The organism is Paenibacillus brasilensis (assembly GCF_009363115.1).
Classification (GTDB): Bacteria; Bacillota; Bacilli; order Paenibacillales; family Paenibacillaceae; genus Paenibacillus; species Paenibacillus brasilensis.
In genome coordinates this window covers 1,063,415-1,080,056 of sequence record NZ_CP045298.1, presented here as the reverse complement: position 1 = coordinate 1,080,056, position 16,642 = coordinate 1,063,415, and the positions used below count along the sequence as shown (strand labels likewise).

Here is a 16,642-nt window from a genome sequence, read left to right as displayed (position 1 = left end):
ATGAGCATGCGTGAGAGTATGGATCAGCTTATGGATCAGCTTATGGATCAGCCTATGGATAAGCCTATTAAGGTAACGATTTTGTGTTCCGGCTTCGGATTGGGCTTTTATACCCCCGGCTTGTTGTTGCAGGCGGGTCTTCGCAGGCTGGGCGTAGATACGGCGATTCATGTATTTGAAAATGTGCTGCCGGAATCGGCCCGTCTCAAGGTCGACAAGAGCCGCAAAGCTTATCACGACAATTTTGCTGTAGCCTTAATGTCACAGAAGGTTCCGCAGGATATGCGCAATTCACTGGACCCCGCTGCGATGGAAGTGCTGCTGAACCAATGGACGGCGGAGGATCGGCGGTATTTTATATGCTTATCCGGTCATTGGATATATGTACTAGAGGAGTATCGCAGGCGGAGAGAGCCGGAGCCGGTGCATGTGGATATCGTGTATATGGATTCGACACCTTCTCCTTCCTGGAAAAATCTTGCCAAGCATCACCCGCGTTTTGCTGATGGATGTGGAGAAACGACTTTTTTTGAAAATGACAAGAATAGAGTCAGCCATTATATTGATATCCCGGCAGTAGAGCATATCCCTTTTGAAGCACGGCAATCCCGCTTATTCGTACATGGCGGCGGCTGGGGCATGGGCACATACCGTGACAAGGTTGGGCAGCTGGAAGAGGCGGGCTGGGAGCTGGATCTGCTGTTGTATGATCAGGATCAACCGGATGAACAGCGGGACAGTATACGCTATTTTCGGATGGATCCGCAGTGGAGAACATGGCAGCGAAATGAAGCCGGAGAGCATACGTTTCCCCCTTTCGGAGAGGTAAAATCGGGTGAGGAGACGATGTATCAGGTTGGGCCAGATTACCATGGCATGCTGGACCGGGCGTGCCATGTCCAAGCCATTGTCAGTAAGCCTGGAGGAGGCAGTCTGACCGATTCGTTCGCTACAGCAACTCCGCTTATTATGCTGGAGCCGTTTGGTGTGCATGAGAAGCATAATGCGGATCTGTGGGAACGTCTGGGACTAGGTATGCGCTACGAGACGTGGATGGAAACCTATGGCGGCAGCTCTAATGTACTGGAGGATATGCATCGGAGGATCGTGGAGCTGCGCAGCCGGACGCCGCGCTATGTTGAGTTGTATGTGAATAGCATCCAAATGCAGGCAAGCGCAGCGGGAATGGAGCAAGGGTCATGAACGTCGCTGTCGCTGCACACGAACCTGCGGTGAGAGATATCCGCTTTGGAATCATTGGCTGTTCCGCCATTGCGCCGCGTGCATTGCTGGAGCCGATTGGGCACGTTGCAGGGGCCCGTGTAACCGCGTTGGCGAATCGTACAGTTGCGAAGGCAGGAGAAATGGCGGATCGTTTTGGGATCAGTGTCGTCTATCGACATGCCGAGGATTTGCTAAAGGACCCGGACATCGACGCTGTATACATTGCACTTAGCAACGACCTGCATGCCGAGTGGATTGGTAAAGCACTGCAGGCTCACAAGCACGTGCTGGTGGAAAAGCCGTTATGCCTGAGTACGGCGGATCTGATTCCCCTGGCTGCGACTGTCGAGCAGAGCAGTGCCTACCTGCTGGAGGGCGTCATGGTGCAGCATCACCCTTGGCAGCGTGAGCTGCGAAGGATCGTGGAATCAGGCTGCTACGGTCGTTTACGCACCATAGCGACGAGTCTGTGTATTCCCGCCAAAGATGGGCATGTACACAATTATAGATCCCGGCCAGAGCAAGGTGGGGGATGCTTTTGGGATTTGGGCGTGTACTGGCTCCAGCTGCTTCAGGCCGTCGTGGGATTGGAGCAGGCCGAATTCCGCAGTCAATCGGATTTCAATGGTCCCCATGGCTGTGACTGGACATTTCATGCACAGGCCCACTATCCGGGTGGCTTGGAGGCGTCAGCTCTTTTTTCATTTGAGCGGCCTTACCGCTGTGCTCATGTATTTACCTTTGATTCGGCGGTGGTCACCTTGCAGGACTGTTTTCGGGCAAATTTGGGCTTTTATAAAATAACACTCAAGACGGAAATGACGGATATAGGCAGGGACATCACGCCGAATATTGCAGCAACGGATGCATCGACAGAGGGACCATCACATCAGTTGCAATCCAAAATGAAAACCGTTTTCGAGCCTATGAACTATTATGTCAATCAGTTAGAGGCCTTCTGCAGCATCATCCGGGGTGAAGCGGAGCCGATTCCGTTCCGTGAGGCCGCCGAGCGCGTCAGACTGCTGGCAGCCATTCATGAGGCAGCACGTTCGGGTGAGACGATCTATGCAGGATGAGTATTTTTGCATAAATGAGTATTTTGCATAAATCTCAGGAGCGTTGGGAACCGAATGATGCAAAATGCTGAGGATAGAACAGGGAAGAGAGGGGGGATTCAGCAGATGGTTGAAAAGGACAAGGCCTTGCTGGAGCGTTTCGGTAAGCACCGGACACCATTTTACTATTACGACGGAGACGCGATGTATTGCTCATGTCAGCTCGCTACTGGCCCGGTTGCATCCGGCTGTGCGTGTACATTACGCACTTAAGGCTAACGGTAACGTAGCCTTGGCGGGATTGCTGCGTTCGTTAGGCTGCGGGGCCGAGATCGCTTCGGCCGGGGAAATGTTCGTCGCGATGGAGGCCGGATATGCAGCGGAAGACGTGTTGTACGCCGGACCGGGAAAAACGGCAGCCGAGCTGAATGAGGCGGTAGCCTGCGGAATTGGTTGCATTCATGTCGAATCGGTGCGGGAGCTGCGTCTACTGGAGGATATTGCGGCCCAGGCGGGCTTGTTTGTCAGAGCTGCGGTTCGTATCAATCCCGATAACGATCTGTCGGGGGCGACGATAAAAATGGGCGGTGTTCCACGTCCCTTTGGTGTCGATGAAGGGCAACTGGAGCACTTTTTTGAGGTGCTGGAGGATTGTCCGCATGTTTATTTTAAAGGTATCCAGGTGTATACAGGCACGCAAATGCTTAAAGCGGATCAGATCCTGGCTTCATTTGCGAATACGCTGCAGTTGGCGGAACGGGTACAGGCCCGGTATGGGGTTGCCATGCATACGGTAAATTTGGGCGGCGGGTTTGGTGTTCCTTATTTTGCTCATGAGCAGCCGCTCGATATGGAGCAAGTTATCGACGGACTAAACGCACTCGCGGAGCAGACCCGCTCCCGTATGCCGGGGGTTACGCTGATTATCGAAAGCGGAAGGTATTTGGTCGCTCAAGCAGGCATGTATGTTTGCCGGGCACTATATACAAAGGAGTCCAAGGGAGAGAAATTTGTCGTGGCTGATGGCGGCATGAATCATTATGCCTCGGCTGCTTTTCGGGGACGCCGCATTCGGGACAACTACCCGGTGCGAATTATGCGCAAGCAAGTAACGGAACGGGAAGTGCAGGAAGTGGGAGCTAACATGCGCATGGAGCAGAGAAACGTTCCTTTTCAGGAGGCCATGGCTGTTGAGCTGCCAGGGGAGGCTGCAAGTCGGATCGGGGAGCATCCGGTAGAAGCATCACTGGAGCTGGAAACGGTAAGCATTGTTGGCCCGCTCTGCACACCCGAGGATTGTATTGTGAAAAAGGCGCAGCTTCCCCCGATTCAGGAGGGCGACTATATCGTCTTTCCAAACGCGGGAGCTTATGGATTAAGCTATAGTCCAGTACATTTTCTGGGACATGCTACCCCGGCAGAGCTGCTTGATTTTCGCGGGGAAATACATGTGATTCGTGAACACGGTGACCGCACGGATTTGCTGCATCATCAGCGTATGATTCCGTTGCCCGAGGATGTGCTGTAAGCAAAGATGTGCTATAAGCATGCAAAAACGCCAAAACCGTGGGGAGTCGATACAAAATCGGCTTCCCGTGTTTTGGCGTTTTTTTACGTTGTAAGCTTTGTCGATTGGATTAGCGCTGCTTGGAGCTGCGCATTTCCTGACGTACGAGCTGCCACACCATAAAAATCAGTACAGCCACTTGTGGGACAAACGTTTCCCAAGTCGGGTACATTCCGAGCCAGCTAGTGGTTGGAAGCGTGGAGGCAGTATGCCCCGAAAGCTTGCCAGCCACTTGAAGCGAATGAATACTTTCGCCCAAAAATCGGAATACGAGATAGTAAATCAATACAGTGGCAGTCAGGAAAAAGGCGCGAATCGGCAAACGTACGCTGAATTTAATGATTGCAAATGCCAGGACGACCAGTATAGCTATTGCTGAACCAATACCGATCAGCAATTGTGAGGTTTCGATGGCTGGAGCCATACCGATATAAAAGATGGCTGTCTCGGCTCCCTCACGCAAAATCGCGAGTGCAGACACTGCAAATAGCGACCACAGGCTGCCACGCGCCAGCGCATTGCCGACGCTGTTTTCAACAAAGCGGTTCCACGCAGCAGCGTTGGATTTGCTGTGCAGCCAGCTGCCCACAGTCAGCATGAGCACAACCGCTACCAGCCCGGTAACGCCTTCCAGCAGCTCACGCATGCTGCCTGAGGCGGCAGCCGCCACCAGCGTGGTGAACAGCACCGCCAGGACACCGCTCAGCACCAGTCCCGTGCCGGCGCCTGCCCAGATCCAGCGGCCAGCCACGGCCTCGCCGCTTTTTTTGGCATACGCCAGCAGAGCTGCAAGCACGAGAATGGCCTCCAAGCCCTCGCGCAGCAAAATCAGAGCGGCATCCCAGGCGGTGTAGGAACGATTTTCCGTCAACGGACGAAGCCTGTCCAGCATTTGATCAATCGTCTGGATCGCTTTGGCCGTGTCTGGTGAAGAAGACAGCAGATGACCGGAAGCCTCGGTCATTTCATTTTCAATCGCAGTATACGAAGCTGGATCGGAAATTTGCACATGTCCTTCCACAGAAGGCCACATAGCGATAAACTGACCTATTTTGTCAGCCGCTGGCGCTGGCTGACGGGCTACCGCATCCTGTCGTGCGGATTCGAGCAATTGGACTGCATCGGCCAGGGAAGCCGCCGAACCATTTGTCGTTCCAGCCGCCGCATTGCCTGCACCTGCTCCCTGTCCTGTGTTCACGGATTTGCCCTGACTATAATCGGATAGCAGGGTCGTCAGCTCCTGCATTTCCTTAAGAGCCTGCTTTTGACGAATCGGCTCGGCTTGCATAGAAATGCGAATGAGACTGATTTTAGTTTCCAGCGCACTGTATACTGGAAAATTGTCCGAACGAATCGGCGTTTCCACCTGGTACCAGGCTTTTACGATTTGGTCGTAATCCAGCCGGGCAGCTGTCCAGTTGCCTTTTTGCATGGCAGCCAGACTGCCCTTGGCCATAGGCAGCAGTTTTTCTGCTGCTGTGGCTCCAGCCGGAGCTGATTGATCTCCTTCAGCAGCAGTCACATACTCATTGACTGAGCGGGCCAGCACGGATAGTGCAGCTTTTGCTGACTCTCCGCCGCCACTGGCAAGCGCCTGCTCCGCGTCGGTGAGTGCTTGATCCACGGCTGCGATGTGGGCTGAATCACCGCCATTTGTTTTGGCATTCTCCCACAGAGCACGGAATTGTTTAAGATCCTTGGAGGCTTCCATCCATTGGGCTTGTCCCGCCTCCACCAGCGCTCCGCCCACCACAGGCATCAGTTGATCGTTGGAGACAGCTTTGGCGTCTGATTGTGCCAAAGCGACCGCTCCCGAATTGGATATGAACGGAGTCACTGTCAGCAGCAGAGCTGCCAGCAGAAACACCCATCCCAAGTTTTTATTGCGCCGCTTCATCATAAATCCCCTTCCTTGCCTGCTGTTACAATAACGTATCCCCGATGTAGCCGCCTTGCGATACACCCGGGAAGCAGGCGAACACCGCACTGCCTTTGTGTACAATATATTCGTTCAGCTTGTCATTGCGTGCAAGCTTCTCCTGAATATGAACGAACTGCTTGAATAGATCACGCTGGTAGCTGATGAACAACAGTCCGGCATCCAGCTGTCCTGTTTGCTTGTCCAATCCACTTGAATACGAATAAGACCGCCGCAAAATATTAATGCTCCCATCTCCATGAGCCAATGCAACATGAGAGGTGGGGGGCGTAAGCGGCTTGCCTTCTGGACTTGTAGCCGTCAGATCGAGCTTGTCAAACTCCTTGGCCTTGCCCAGTGGCGCACCGCTGCTGCGATGGCGCCCAAAGGTATCCTCTTGATCGCCCAGTGTCGAGCGATCCCAAACCTCTATCCGCATGCGTACACGGCGTACAGCCATATAGCTGCCGTTGCCCATCCATGCAGGACCGTCACTGGACTGTGTCCATACCAGCCGCTTCATCTCGTCTGCCTTGGACGTATCCGGGTTCCCTGTACCGTCCTTGAAGCCAAGCAAATTGCGTGGTGTGCTTCCCGCCGGATCGGCCTGTGCTGTCCGCTGGAAGCCCTCCTGCGTCCAGCGAAGCACTGCCGTTCCTCGGGCGATCCGTGCCAAATTACGCAGGGCATGGAAAGCGACCTGCAGGTCATTGGCGCATACCTGTACGCCAATATCGCCGCCGCACCATTGCTCTTCCAGCGCATCCCCCTGGAAACGGGGCAGCTCACGGAACCCGGCAGGTTTAAACCCTGCCAGGCCATAGCGGCCATCAAAAAAGGATGGGCCCACTCCAAATGTGATTGTCGTTCGGGACGGTGACAACCCTGCCGCCTCGCCTGTATCGGAAGGAGGCAGGTTGAGGTTTTCATTATCGGTACCGATCAGCGTGCCAGAAGTCATCGCAGCACTGGCTTCCGTCCAGGCTTTGAACAGGCTGCGTACCTGTTCCTTGTCGCTTGTCGTCAGATCAAAGGCTGCAAAGCAGATAAAATCCTGAGCCGGAGTCACAATACCGGCCTGATGTTTGCCGTAAAAAGGGACCACATCTTGGGTATCTGCCTCCGTCACCATGCTTTCGAGGCGCTGACCAGCTGACAGCACAGCTCCGACACCGCCGCCGAGCAGGAGACCCAGTCCACCTACCCCGGCCAGCTTCAAGAGCTCCCGGCGTGATACGGTTGTGCTCTTTCCTGACAGCTCACCATCCGCTGGCTGAGCATCCTTTTTTTCCAGATCAGCTTGTTCTTTATGGGATTCCGCATGCTGCGGGGCTCCCTGTTCCTTTTGTCGCCTAAAGCCTTTCATGTCGTTACACTCCTAACAATTTACCCATTTGGGACAACGGTTCTGCCAAGGCATCGAGGTTCTGGCTCAGCTTTTTAATTTCTTCCGGCTTCAGTTTGGTATACAACACGTAGCCTTCACCTTCCTTGAAAGGAGCCAGCTCCTGCTGCAAGGCGGCAAAGCGCTCACCAATTTGTTTTTCCAACGCCGCATCTTTTTGGTTCAGGTCTGTTTTCAAGATGTCATATATCTTTTGGGCGCCTTCCACATTGGCTGCAAAGTCGTACAAATCTGTATGCGAATACCGTTCCTCTTCACCGGTTACCTTGGAGGAAGAGACTTCATTCAACAGCTCCACTGCCCCCGTTACCATCAGGCTGGTGTCAATGTTAACCGTTTCTACCTTGGCACGCAGCAGTTTGGCATCACTCAACAGGCGGTCGGCAAACTCGTCCAATCCTTTGGTCGTGTTCTCTTCCCACAATGTTTTTTCAATACGGTGAAAGCCGCGCCAATCCGCGGCATCCACATCACCGTCGCGGGCATCAATATTGGGGTCCAGATCGCCCAGCGCTTCTGCAATTGGTTCAATCCGCTCATAGTACATGCGCGCAGGAGCATACAGCGACTTGGCTTTGTCGAGTTCGCCAGCTTTGACCGCATTCGTGAATTCTTCCGTCTTCTTCACAAATGTATCGCATTGCTCGATGGCATAGGTGCGGTAAGCTGCTACCGCTTGATCGAAATTGGGAGCAGGAGCTGCAGGAGTCGTTGTCTGTGTTGTTGCCCCCGCATTTTTGGTCGCTGCAGCCGGCTGCTGAGTAGCAGTTCCGGCTTGTCCGCAGCCTGCGAACAGAATAGAAGAGACCAGCACTCCAGCCGGTACGGCATAACGTAGTTTCATAATCAATGACACCCTTTCCGGCCACACTGGCCCTGAACCATAGTCTGTTGCGAGATATCTATATCGAATTATTATTTGATAATGATTATCAGTCGCGGTTTTTCTTATCATAAGGCTGGCCCATATGCCTGTCAATACATAATTTAGACACAAAGTTCAACGCATCATTAAAGCTGCAAGTAAGGTGCCTATGCCCATTTTTACCCGCATATTGAACCATACCTGAGCACATGACATAAAATGTGTTGACTGTATCCCTTAACCTTGTTACACCACACAAAACCCGAGCAAGGAGGGGTGAAATTGACGAAGGGTAACGACCACAAAAACAAGTTTTTGTTAACTCACCGTGAACGTGAAGTATTTGAACTGCTCGTGCAGGACAAAACGACGCGTGACATCGCCGGACAGCTATTTATTAGCGAAAAAACGGTCCGAAACCATATTTCTAATGTTATGCAAAAATTGAACGTAAAAGGTCGTTCACAGGCGGTCGTGGAATTAATCAGGCTTGGCGAATTAAAAATCTGACCTCTCGTTCCTTGCGGGGTACAAAGTCTTCTCGATGATCCTTTTACATGAAGGAAGGGCGGGAAGGCTTTTGTTTTGTAGGTATGCAAAATTATGCTCAAGAAGACGCTTTTTGGCTTAAATTATTATTTGCAGCTAGTATTGATCGAACGCTCTTAGATTTAGATACAGTATATACACTTATCAAGGAAGGTAGAAAAATAAAACGCTTAAACCGCTGAAATATGTGGGAATTTGTGTGCAAGTGTTGTATTATATATAGAAGGAAGAAACTACCATTCAATCATGTAGCCGCTCATATGAGCAATCAATGCAGAAGGCTGTACCACAAAGTTATACAAGGATAATAATGCATTCGGTGATAGTCTAAGAATGTAAATGCAATATGGAATCCCTGAAAGATCAGTATTCAGGGTATCGACAGAATGGAAGAGATGGATCAGGTCTCGAGGGTAGCAGGAAGTAGCTTTTCCATAGAGCTACCTGGTATATTCTTGATTGGAGGTGAACAGGAGACATATGACACCCAACCAACACTTGATGACTTATACGCTGAACAGCGGCATAAAGGGAACTGTCGACCTATCCAGTAGGCAGGTGCAGGAATGGATCAAAGCATATCGAATTGGCAGCAAGTTTGTAACGGTAGTAGGTAAACAATATTTTGGCTTAAACCCTGAGTTGGTAGCAGATTTTAAGGTACATAATGAATACTCGGAGCAGAGAGAGCACATATCCATGATACAGCCTGTAATAGAACGCAAGGTTATAAATGTGGACCCGCTGGCAGATGCATACAATCAGCATAAAACATTAATTCAGGTTGAATGTAAATGTGGAGCCTCTTATATGGAGGAGTCACCGCACAAAAGAACCAAGTGGTCCTGCAAGGAATGCAATAACATTGTATTTCTGGATCGTAAGAAGGGTATGGTGGATACGGAAAAAGGCAAGGCGTGGTATATGACGAACATGTACTATGTGGAAAGATAAAACAACTGACCTGGGTCAGTTGTTTTATTCCATATGTCGATTCCCTGACTTTTATAAATCAGCTATAAGCTTTTGCCAAATAATAAAATTGATGTTTTTTGCGCTTTGTAGTACATTATCAAGTGTATTATAAGGAGGCTTCTCATGTACGGACATAGACAAGATGATACTTTATACATCATGACTTACACATTAAATAGCGGTATCAAGGGCACAGTGCCTTTGTCTAATCAGCAGATACAGGAATGGCTTGAGTGTTACAGAATCGGCAAAAAATTTGTAACCGAGATTGGCAAAGAGTACTTTGGACTGCATGCAGAATTGGTGGCAGATTTTAAAGTGCACAATCAGTATTCAAGCTATCAGGAGGTCATTATCCCGATTCAACAGCCGGATACTGGCTTAAAAGAGTTGTCCCAAGCTTACAAATCAACAGAAACCTTGATTAAAGTAGATTGCAAATGTGGTACATCGTATGTAACAGAATCCCCCATTAAGCGGACCAAGTGGTACTGCACCAAATGCCGGGAGATTGTCTTTCTTGACAGTAAAAAGGGAATGGTTGACACTTCTAGAGGCAAGGCTCATTATATGACGAATAAGTATTTTGTGGACCGGGAAACAACTGGCGTGTAAGCCGGTTGTTTTTTTATGATTGGGGGTGAACGTCATCCGGGAAAATTATACGAACGGGGCAAGAAACCGCATGAGTACGAACAAAGTGTACATCAACGAAACGCTTCAACTGGAACAAATCATAAGTGATCTGCGGGTGATGGGCTACATTGCTTTTCACCATCATCCACAAATCGCAGGTGAGCCTGATGAACAGGAGGAGCTGAAACAGCAATTGCTGTCGTTTTTTCAACAGCATCATGTATTGTGGATTGAGGTAGATCCCTTAACGCAATATGCGGTAATTAATAATATGGGTAAGGCCACGGTACTAAAGCTGATTGGTCGCAGGATGAACCCGTTACGTGATCAGAGAGCGAATGCTGCTTTGGCCGGGCAGCCGCTTCACGAATGGGATCGGGAAATAGAGCGGCTGGATCAACTGGTGCGTCTGCTGCGCTATACCCGTTTTACATAAGTCGGTGTGATCGAAAACAAGAATAACCCAAAAAAGCATTCACGAAGCATGTGTAACACATGCCGTGAATGCTTTGTTAGCTTGCCCTCTATTTTCTACCGCATAAGATGAGCAAATCTACTGTAATATGGGTTAAATTCATTTTCTGTACTCGATGCCAATCTGCTTCCGTGGCTCCCCACGTTAAGGGAGTCATATGGATTAAAGGCTCCATGAGATCGGCATGTAACGGAAAACAATAGGTTACCCGCTCGACGTTTAGAAGTTGAAAATGCTCTTTAAATCGGCATATGGTGCAGCACTCCCCTAAAAAAATAGAAAGGGCTTTCGCCCTCTCTATTGTAACATATTTAATAAGAAGCTGTGAACTTACACCGATTTCAAGAACTCCACAATGGTTAGCAGACCTTTGTCGAAATTCTCCAAATTAAAATGCTCGTTCGGCGCATGCAGGTTCTCATCCGGCAAGCCGAAGCCCATCAATACAACCGGAGCAGTCAGCACACGAGAGAAGGTTTCCACGATCGGAATGGAGCCGCCATCTTTGGTAAACAGGGCACGCACACCGTACACCTTTTCAAAAGCATCTGCCGCTGCTTGCAAAAACGCATGTGACGGGTCAATGTTAAAGGCGTTTGCTTTCTCACCCTGTTGGATTTCCAGAGTGGCTCCTGGCTGAACATGGGCGCGTAAATGGCGCTCGATTTTGTCCAGAATATCCTGCGGATTCTGGTTCGCCACCAGACGGCACGTAATTTTCGCGTGAGCTTCCTTCGGGATGACCGTTTTCGTACCCTCACCCTGGAATCCACCGTACACGCCGTTCAGCTCCAGTGTCGGACGCGCTCCAACACGCTCGACGAAGCTGAAACCCTCTTCGCCATATAGAGAATCCAGCGCAAGTTCCTGCTGCAGCTTGCCCTCATTGAAGCCTTGCTTCACAAATTCGTCTCTCATCTCAGCCGATAACGGGGCAACATCGTCGTAGAATCCTTTGACGCTCACACGACCCTTGTCGTCATGCAGGGTTGCCAGCAAAGACACCATAGCGTGCAGAGCATTCGGTACGCCGCCGCCAAAGGAGCCGGAATGCAGATCCGTATTTGCGGTGTGAATGGCCACTTCCAGTGAGCACAATCCACGCAGGCCTGTGCAAATTGCAGGCTTTCCTTTTTCGATCAGGGAGGTGTCGGACACCAGCACAGCGTCGGCCGCCAGACGTTCAGCTCCAGTGTGCAAAAACTCAAGCAGGCTCGGGCTGGATACTTCTTCTTCGCCTTCAATGCAGAATTTGATATTCAACGGCAGCTTGCCCTCTTGCTTCAAAATGGCTTCAACCGCCTTAATGTGCAAGAACACCTGGCCTTTGTCGTCTGTCGCTCCGCGTGCATATAACTTTCCATCGCGGATAGCTGGCTCGAATGGCGGCGTTTCCCACAGGTGAAGTGGATCAACGGGTTGTACATCATAGTGGCCGTATACGAGGATGGTCGGTTTACCAGGTGCATGCAAATGATCAGCGTACACCAGCGGATGACCTTTGGTTGGAATTATTTCAACGTTTTCCAGGCCGGCAGCAGTCAGTTTGGCAGCGAGCCAGTCGGCTGCCTGATTAATGTCCTTTTTGTGCTCCGATAATGCGGAAATACTTGGAATGGCCAACCATTCCTGCAGCTCGTTTAGCTGCTGCTCTCTGGCTTTTTCGAAATAAGCAGAATAACTCATAAAATATGTATCCTCCTTTGCACTTGTAATCTTGCGATTTTTTTGCTTTATACCCCGAACCGAGGTTGTGGACGATATATCTAGTTTACTACGTTTTGCGCTGAACGAAAAATATGGAGATAAAAAAACGATTCTATCCCGGTCCGTCGTTCAGACCTGAATAGAATCGCCACTTCATCATGAATAGGTTGCACTTGCACTTACACCCGAATGTCCAACTGACCCCCTAGATGAGGCTGCACGCTTTTTTCCATCATCTGTATCAGCGCTTGTCCTTGTTCATTAGCTTGGTCTTTGGCCATAGTAGCAACCTTAAAACTCGCGGCTTGAGCTAAGCTGGCTTGGCTCATACCTGTCGATAATGCTGTAATATCCATGTTCCAACCCTCCTTCATGGTGAAGACTCTCTTTCTCTATATTTATCGGTTGGAATGGTTATTTTGTTTCATCCAATTGGAATTGGTGCAGCAAATCCTGAAGCTGCTCGGCCAGACGAGTCAAATCTGCAGCAGAAGAACCGATCTCTTCCATCGAGGCGAGCTGTTCCTCAGCAGCGGCGGATACAGTCTCCGTATGGGACGCAGCTTCCTCAGCGATACGCGTAATTTCCTCCATACTGCTAACGACTGTACTTGTACCCTCTGCGACCCCGGCCGTAGAGGCTGCAACGTTATCGAGTTGCTTTGCCGATTTGGCTACCGCTCTACGGATACGGGCGAAGGAGCGACCGGACAGGTCAATGGAATTGATGCCTTCGCTTACGCGTTCTTTGGCCGATTCCATTGCGATCAGGGCCTCAGAAACACCGCTCTGTATCCCTTGAATTTGTTCACGAATTTGTTGTGCTGAATGAGCTGAGTTCTCAGCCAGCTTGCGGACCTCGGTCGCTACGACAGCAAAACCCTTGCCGTGCTCCCCTGCGCGTGCTGCTTCAATGGAAGCGTTCAGCGCGAGCAGATTAGTCTGACTGGCGATTTCCGTAATAACAGTGACAATCGTTCCGATTCGTCCGGATCGGTCACTCAAAGCGCTGATAATCGTATCCAGCTCTTCCACCGTAGTGCGGATGCCGTCAATGGAAACGACACTATTGCCGATATGCTCACTGCCTGCATCCGAAGCCTGAATGGCCTGTGAAGAGTAGGTGGTCATTTCAGCCATGGTTGTGGTCATAGCCGCAATGTCCTCGGACATGCCGCGAACCCGTTCCTGATTATCTTTAGCACTGCCCACTTGACGTTCACTGCCTGCTGCCACATCTTGAATAGCTACGGTCACATGCTCGATGGCACGGGTCGTTTGTTCTGCCCCTGCGGCAAGCTCTTGCGAGGAGGCTGACAAATTGCCTGTCATTGCTTTAACCTCTCGGATCATGTTACGCAGGTTATCCAGCATTTGTTGGAAATATCTTGACAAATCGCCGATTTCATCGAAGCTGGTTGTCGCCACATTGATGGAAAGATTACCTTGGCTGATCACTTCCATGGAATTACGTAATCTTTGGATCGGCTTGAGTATACTGCTGATTAACCATAGTGCGAGCATACCGATGATGATGGCTGAAATCACCAGCACAATGATAGTAGTGATCAGAATCGGTTTGGCGGAGGCACTTGTTTCCGATTTGTCTATCGTTCCGGCAATTTTCCAGCCCGTCAGCGTATTGGTTTTGAAAATCAGGTTTTTGGCTACGCCATTTAAATTATAGTTAAAGCTGCCTTCCTTGGAGGCAAACAGCTGTGGCAGCATTTCTCCCATTTTCGTACTTCCGCTGACTTCTGTCGGGTGAGTAACGATATGCTTGTTATTATCGAATATGACGATATAGCCCTTTTGTCCGATTTTTAATTTTGTAAGTTCTTTCAAATTATTCAGGTTCAGCGAAATGCCGAGAACACCGCTATTGTCGGGAAGTGTACGTGAAATATACACAACGGGAACCTTACTCGTATTGAGCTCGACAGGACTGATTGCGGTTTGGCCGGGGTTCTCCATAGCCTGCTTGTACCACGGACGCTCACGAGGGTCGTTATAGACTTCGGTAGCTTTGCCGAGAATAAGTTTCCCTTCGGGAGTTCCTAAAAATATATTGATGACTTCCGAATGCATTTTTATATACACTAGTAGTCTTTCCTGAATAGCTTTATCTGCTTCTGCACTGTTATTACTAGCTGTCATCGTAGAAGTGTAATATTCAAGATCGTCGATTTCGGATTGAATGGTTTGGCTAATTGCGTGATCGGATGCGGTAATGCTAGTTGTCGCACTATCGAGTAATTGAGATTCCGTTTGGTCATATGCTGCCTGATAGGAAAACGTGCTGACAATAATACAAGGTACTAGCATGACCAGCAGAAATGCTGTTGTCAATTTTTTGCGTAATGTTAAATTTGTCAGTCGTGTCAGTTGTTTCAGTTGTTTCATCCAACCCCCTGCTTTCTACGTGCATATTCACTTCTAATATTTATATTATATGTATTTACTATCGGTTATTTTAAGCTGAATTAATAGATTTATTGCTAATTTGTCCAATACGTTCAAAATGTTTTTGCATAGATTGGAGTATCTTGCAATGTGGAGGGATGAGGTATGGGTTTTTTTCTGGATATGAGAGGCTCCACCAATTCATCACAAACAGGTGAGGGTCCCAATATACAACTGGGTCCTGTACCCGAGCGGTTTGGTTTGATTACCTTGAGAACCTTTCTTGTACCGAGTCCGATTGTGACCTTTAGCGGTTCAATTGGGCTGCTTGGTGAACTTGGTGATACGTATGCGGTTGAAATCGTACGTGGCGCCGACTACGATCCGAGCGAGGTAGTCTACCGAGCTGAGGGGGTATTGGGAGCTACAGGGGCTAATGAAACGCAGGCCTTTAACGCGCAGGATCTGTCTGCCCCATGGGCAATACAAACGGTGTATTCTTCTTATATTTCCGGTGTATCGACGACGGTTCGCAATGGTCCGGAGGTATTCACCGGCATCGCTTCAACTCCATTTTTATAAATATATCAGACGAGTATTTCCTTATTAAGAGGCTCGCTGCCTGTTCATAGTTCTTCTATGATTAGGCGGCTGCGTTGGTCGTGGAATGACTAACAGCAGATCACCAATACTGCAACAAGAAATGAAGGCTCCAAGCTGATCAGCCACGAGCCTGGGCAGGCATCTGTCGCAGGCTCGTGGCTATGATGTTCAATAAAGTTGATTCTGCTTCCCGGTTTTTAATTCTTTAAAATCTCTCGCAAATACCCTGTCAACTCATTTGCCGCTTTGGTATGGGCGAGGAGTCCGGGATGGCTGCGAGACCCTATCGTTTCTTCCGTTGTGTTAGGAAGTTGGAACACGGACACATTCCGATCTCTTGTTTTTTTCTTATACGCGTCTACCGCCCGGTAGATCGCTGGCATCATCGGAGTACCAAGCATCCCATAGACCCATACAATATGGGCAGCAGGATTACAGGCCCGAAGCTTGATAAGAAAATTTATGGTAGCGTTTTCAAAGGCTTGTAAATCTTCTTCATTGAATGTGCCGTCCTCGTTCAAGCGTTGCTTGTACACTTTCCCACTTGCTGGGTCCGTCCATGCAGGAGAATAAAAGGCTCCTCCGTCATTACTTCCCAAATTTACCACGACGATATCTGGCTGCCATGAGGTAAAATCATGATCGGAAAATGCCCCCAATGCTTCATTTCTCTCTCCGGTGAGTACACCACATACCTGCTCATAATATGCCGGTATGTTCGTATGAGGATTATTATCCCAGCCTGTTAGGACACCCCATCCGCTTTGTGACAACACTCGGTAATCCGCATTTAATGCTTCGGCAGTTATGGCTGTATAATTATGTAGTGCCGTGAACAACATGGGAATCCAGTCTGCCTCCTCTTTCGCTCCAATTCCTCCTTCTCCCGAGGTAATGCTATCACCGATAAATTCCACCTTGTGGGGCTTATCTGTGACCGGCAGCAATTCTCCGTCAATCTTCAGAGCATGAATTTGCAACAAGCAGCGCGAGTCCGAGTTCATAGGCTGGACATCCTTGACCACACGGACATTTTTGACCATGTCACGGTTCAACCCTCTCAACAGACAGATCCAATGCCGTCCTGCGGTTACCATCAGGCGACTCATCGGGGCACCATTAATGACTATACTGATCCATTGCTCATATACCTGGTAATCGGCCTCCATCTCAATCCACAGCTCCGAGCCTTTGATATTTAATTCAATGCCGCTGCCTGTCCAAAACAGAGTTAGTGGTGTAAGTGTTTGCTTATGA

General features: G+C 49.6%; 14 protein-coding genes and 2 pseudogenes. 9 read left to right on the top strand and 7 right to left on the bottom strand.

From position 1 onward, the window contains the following. Positions 1 to 42 precede the first annotated feature (42 nt). The 3 genes and pseudogenes from GCU48_RS04965 (at position 43) to GCU48_RS04955 (ending at position 3,810) form a co-directional block, all read left to right on the top strand. A complete protein-coding gene (locus GCU48_RS04965) occupies positions 43 to 1,203 on the top strand; it encodes a UDP-glucuronosyltransferase (protein ID WP_152382113.1) in 1,161 nt (386 codons plus the stop codon). Beyond that, positions 1,200 to 2,303 carry a Gfo/Idh/MocA family protein gene (locus GCU48_RS04960; protein WP_152379264.1) on the top strand — a complete coding sequence of 368 codons (1,104 nt, stop codon included), beginning with the start codon at positions 1,200 to 1,202 and terminating at the stop codon, positions 2,301 to 2,303. The genes GCU48_RS04965 and GCU48_RS04960 overlap by 4 nt, the downstream gene beginning before the upstream one ends. A 105-nt stretch (positions 2,304 to 2,408) precedes the next feature. Further along, a pseudogene (locus GCU48_RS04955) lies at positions 2,409 to 3,810 on the top strand (type III PLP-dependent enzyme domain-containing protein). A 109-nt stretch (positions 3,811 to 3,919) separates the two neighbouring features. On the opposite strand, the gene GCU48_RS04950 reads toward GCU48_RS04955, so the two are convergent. From GCU48_RS04950 to efeO, 3 genes are read right to left on the bottom strand one after another with little or no spacing between them, the layout of a single operon-like run. Then, positions 3,920 to 5,746 (bottom strand): FTR1 family iron permease, encoded by a 1,827-nt coding sequence (locus GCU48_RS04950; RefSeq protein ID WP_152382112.1) that lies wholly within the window; start codon positions 5,744 to 5,746, stop codon positions 3,920 to 3,922. 25 nt (positions 5,747 to 5,771) lie between these two features. Next, positions 5,772 to 7,133, bottom strand: a complete 1,362-nt coding sequence (efeB, locus tag GCU48_RS04945; RefSeq protein ID WP_152379263.1) for an iron uptake transporter deferrochelatase/peroxidase subunit — start codon at positions 7,131 to 7,133, stop codon at positions 5,772 to 5,774. Positions 7,134 to 7,137: 4 nt separating this feature from the next. Continuing rightward, on the bottom strand, positions 7,138 to 8,016 hold the full coding sequence (efeO, locus tag GCU48_RS04940; RefSeq protein WP_152379262.1) for an iron uptake system protein EfeO: 879 nt from the start codon (positions 8,014 to 8,016) through the stop codon (positions 7,138 to 7,140). Positions 8,017 to 8,319: 303 nt separating this feature from the next. Here efeO and GCU48_RS04935 point away from each other — a divergent pair, with 303 nt between their 5' ends. From GCU48_RS04935 to GCU48_RS04920, 5 genes are all read left to right on the top strand, one after another. Next, positions 8,320 to 8,547: a helix-turn-helix domain-containing protein gene (locus GCU48_RS04935; RefSeq protein WP_007431813.1), complete on the top strand. Its 228-nt coding sequence runs from the start codon at positions 8,320 to 8,322 to the stop codon at positions 8,545 to 8,547. A 47-nt stretch (positions 8,548 to 8,594) separates the two neighbouring features. Continuing rightward, the gene (locus GCU48_RS26760) at positions 8,595 to 8,768 is read left to right on the top strand and encodes a hypothetical protein (protein WP_208811954.1); all 174 of its coding nucleotides are present in this window, start codon (positions 8,595 to 8,597) and stop codon (positions 8,766 to 8,768) included. A gap of 298 nt (positions 8,769 to 9,066) precedes the next feature. Then, a complete protein-coding gene (locus GCU48_RS04930; protein WP_152379261.1) occupies positions 9,067 to 9,540 on the top strand; it encodes a hypothetical protein in 474 nt (157 codons plus the stop codon). Between the two features lie 144 nt (positions 9,541 to 9,684). Continuing rightward, entirely contained in the window at positions 9,685 to 10,176 is a 492-nt protein-coding gene (locus tag GCU48_RS04925; protein ID WP_025716815.1) for a hypothetical protein, read from the top strand. Positions 10,177 to 10,246: 70 nt separating this feature from the next. Next, positions 10,247 to 10,633, top strand: coding sequence for a hypothetical protein (locus tag GCU48_RS04920; RefSeq protein ID WP_208811952.1), 387 nt, complete (start codon positions 10,247 to 10,249; stop codon positions 10,631 to 10,633). Between the two features lie 369 nt (positions 10,634 to 11,002). On the opposite strand, the gene GCU48_RS04910 is transcribed toward GCU48_RS04920, so the two are convergent. The 3 genes from GCU48_RS04910 to GCU48_RS04900 form a co-directional block, all read right to left on the bottom strand. Further along, entirely contained in the window at positions 11,003 to 12,358 is a 1,356-nt protein-coding gene (locus tag GCU48_RS04910) for a dipeptidase (RefSeq protein WP_152379260.1), read from the bottom strand. Positions 12,359 to 12,558: 200 nt separating this feature from the next. Next, on the bottom strand, positions 12,559 to 12,735 hold the full coding sequence (locus GCU48_RS04905; RefSeq protein WP_152379259.1) for a YjfB family protein: 177 nt from the start codon (positions 12,733 to 12,735) through the stop codon (positions 12,559 to 12,561). A 58-nt stretch (positions 12,736 to 12,793) separates the two neighbouring features. After that, positions 12,794 to 14,773, bottom strand: coding sequence for a methyl-accepting chemotaxis protein (locus tag GCU48_RS04900; RefSeq protein ID WP_152382110.1), 1,980 nt, complete (start codon positions 14,771 to 14,773; stop codon positions 12,794 to 12,796). Positions 14,774 to 14,947: 174 nt separating this feature from the next. On the opposite strand from GCU48_RS04900, the gene GCU48_RS04895 reads away from it, so the two are divergent. After that, positions 14,948 to 15,364 carry a hypothetical protein gene (locus GCU48_RS04895; protein ID WP_025716820.1) on the top strand — a complete coding sequence of 139 codons (417 nt, stop codon included), beginning with the start codon at positions 14,948 to 14,950 and terminating at the stop codon, positions 15,362 to 15,364. Between the two features lie 218 nt (positions 15,365 to 15,582). Here GCU48_RS04895 and GCU48_RS04890 read toward each other — a convergent pair. Continuing rightward, a pseudogene (locus GCU48_RS04890) lies at positions 15,583 to 16,638 on the bottom strand (SGNH/GDSL hydrolase family protein); the annotation flags it as partial. Positions 16,639 to 16,642 lie beyond the last annotated feature (4 nt).

Excerpts from the sequence above, each read along its gene's own strand:
- GCU48_RS04965 (WP_152382113.1), top strand. The coding sequence starts at position 43 with ATGGATCAGCCTATGGATAAGCCTATTAAGGTAACGATTTTGTGTTCC.
- GCU48_RS04960 (WP_152379264.1), top strand. The coding sequence starts at position 1,200 with ATGAACGTCGCTGTCGCTGCACACGAACCTGCGGTGAGAGATATCCGC.
- GCU48_RS04950 (WP_152382112.1), bottom strand. The coding sequence starts at position 5,746 with ATGAAGCGGCGCAATAAAAACTTGGGATGGGTGTTTCTGCTGGCAGCT.
- efeB (WP_152379263.1), bottom strand. The coding sequence starts at position 7,133 with ATGAAAGGCTTTAGGCGACAAAAGGAACAGGGAGCCCCGCAGCATGCG.
- efeO (WP_152379262.1), bottom strand. The coding sequence starts at position 8,016 with ATGAAACTACGTTATGCCGTACCGGCTGGAGTGCTGGTCTCTTCTATT.
- GCU48_RS26760 (WP_208811954.1), top strand. The coding sequence starts at position 8,595 with ATGAAGGAAGGGCGGGAAGGCTTTTGTTTTGTAGGTATGCAAAATTAT.
- GCU48_RS04930 (WP_152379261.1), top strand. The coding sequence starts at position 9,067 with ATGACACCCAACCAACACTTGATGACTTATACGCTGAACAGCGGCATA.
- GCU48_RS04925 (WP_025716815.1), top strand. The coding sequence starts at position 9,685 with ATGTACGGACATAGACAAGATGATACTTTATACATCATGACTTACACA.
- GCU48_RS04920 (WP_208811952.1), top strand. The coding sequence starts at position 10,247 with ATGAGTACGAACAAAGTGTACATCAACGAAACGCTTCAACTGGAACAA.
- GCU48_RS04910 (WP_152379260.1), bottom strand. The coding sequence starts at position 12,358 with ATGAGTTATTCTGCTTATTTCGAAAAAGCCAGAGAGCAGCAGCTAAAC.
- GCU48_RS04905 (WP_152379259.1), bottom strand. The coding sequence starts at position 12,735 with ATGGATATTACAGCATTATCGACAGGTATGAGCCAAGCCAGCTTAGCT.
- GCU48_RS04895 (WP_025716820.1), top strand. The coding sequence starts at position 14,948 with ATGGGTTTTTTTCTGGATATGAGAGGCTCCACCAATTCATCACAAACA.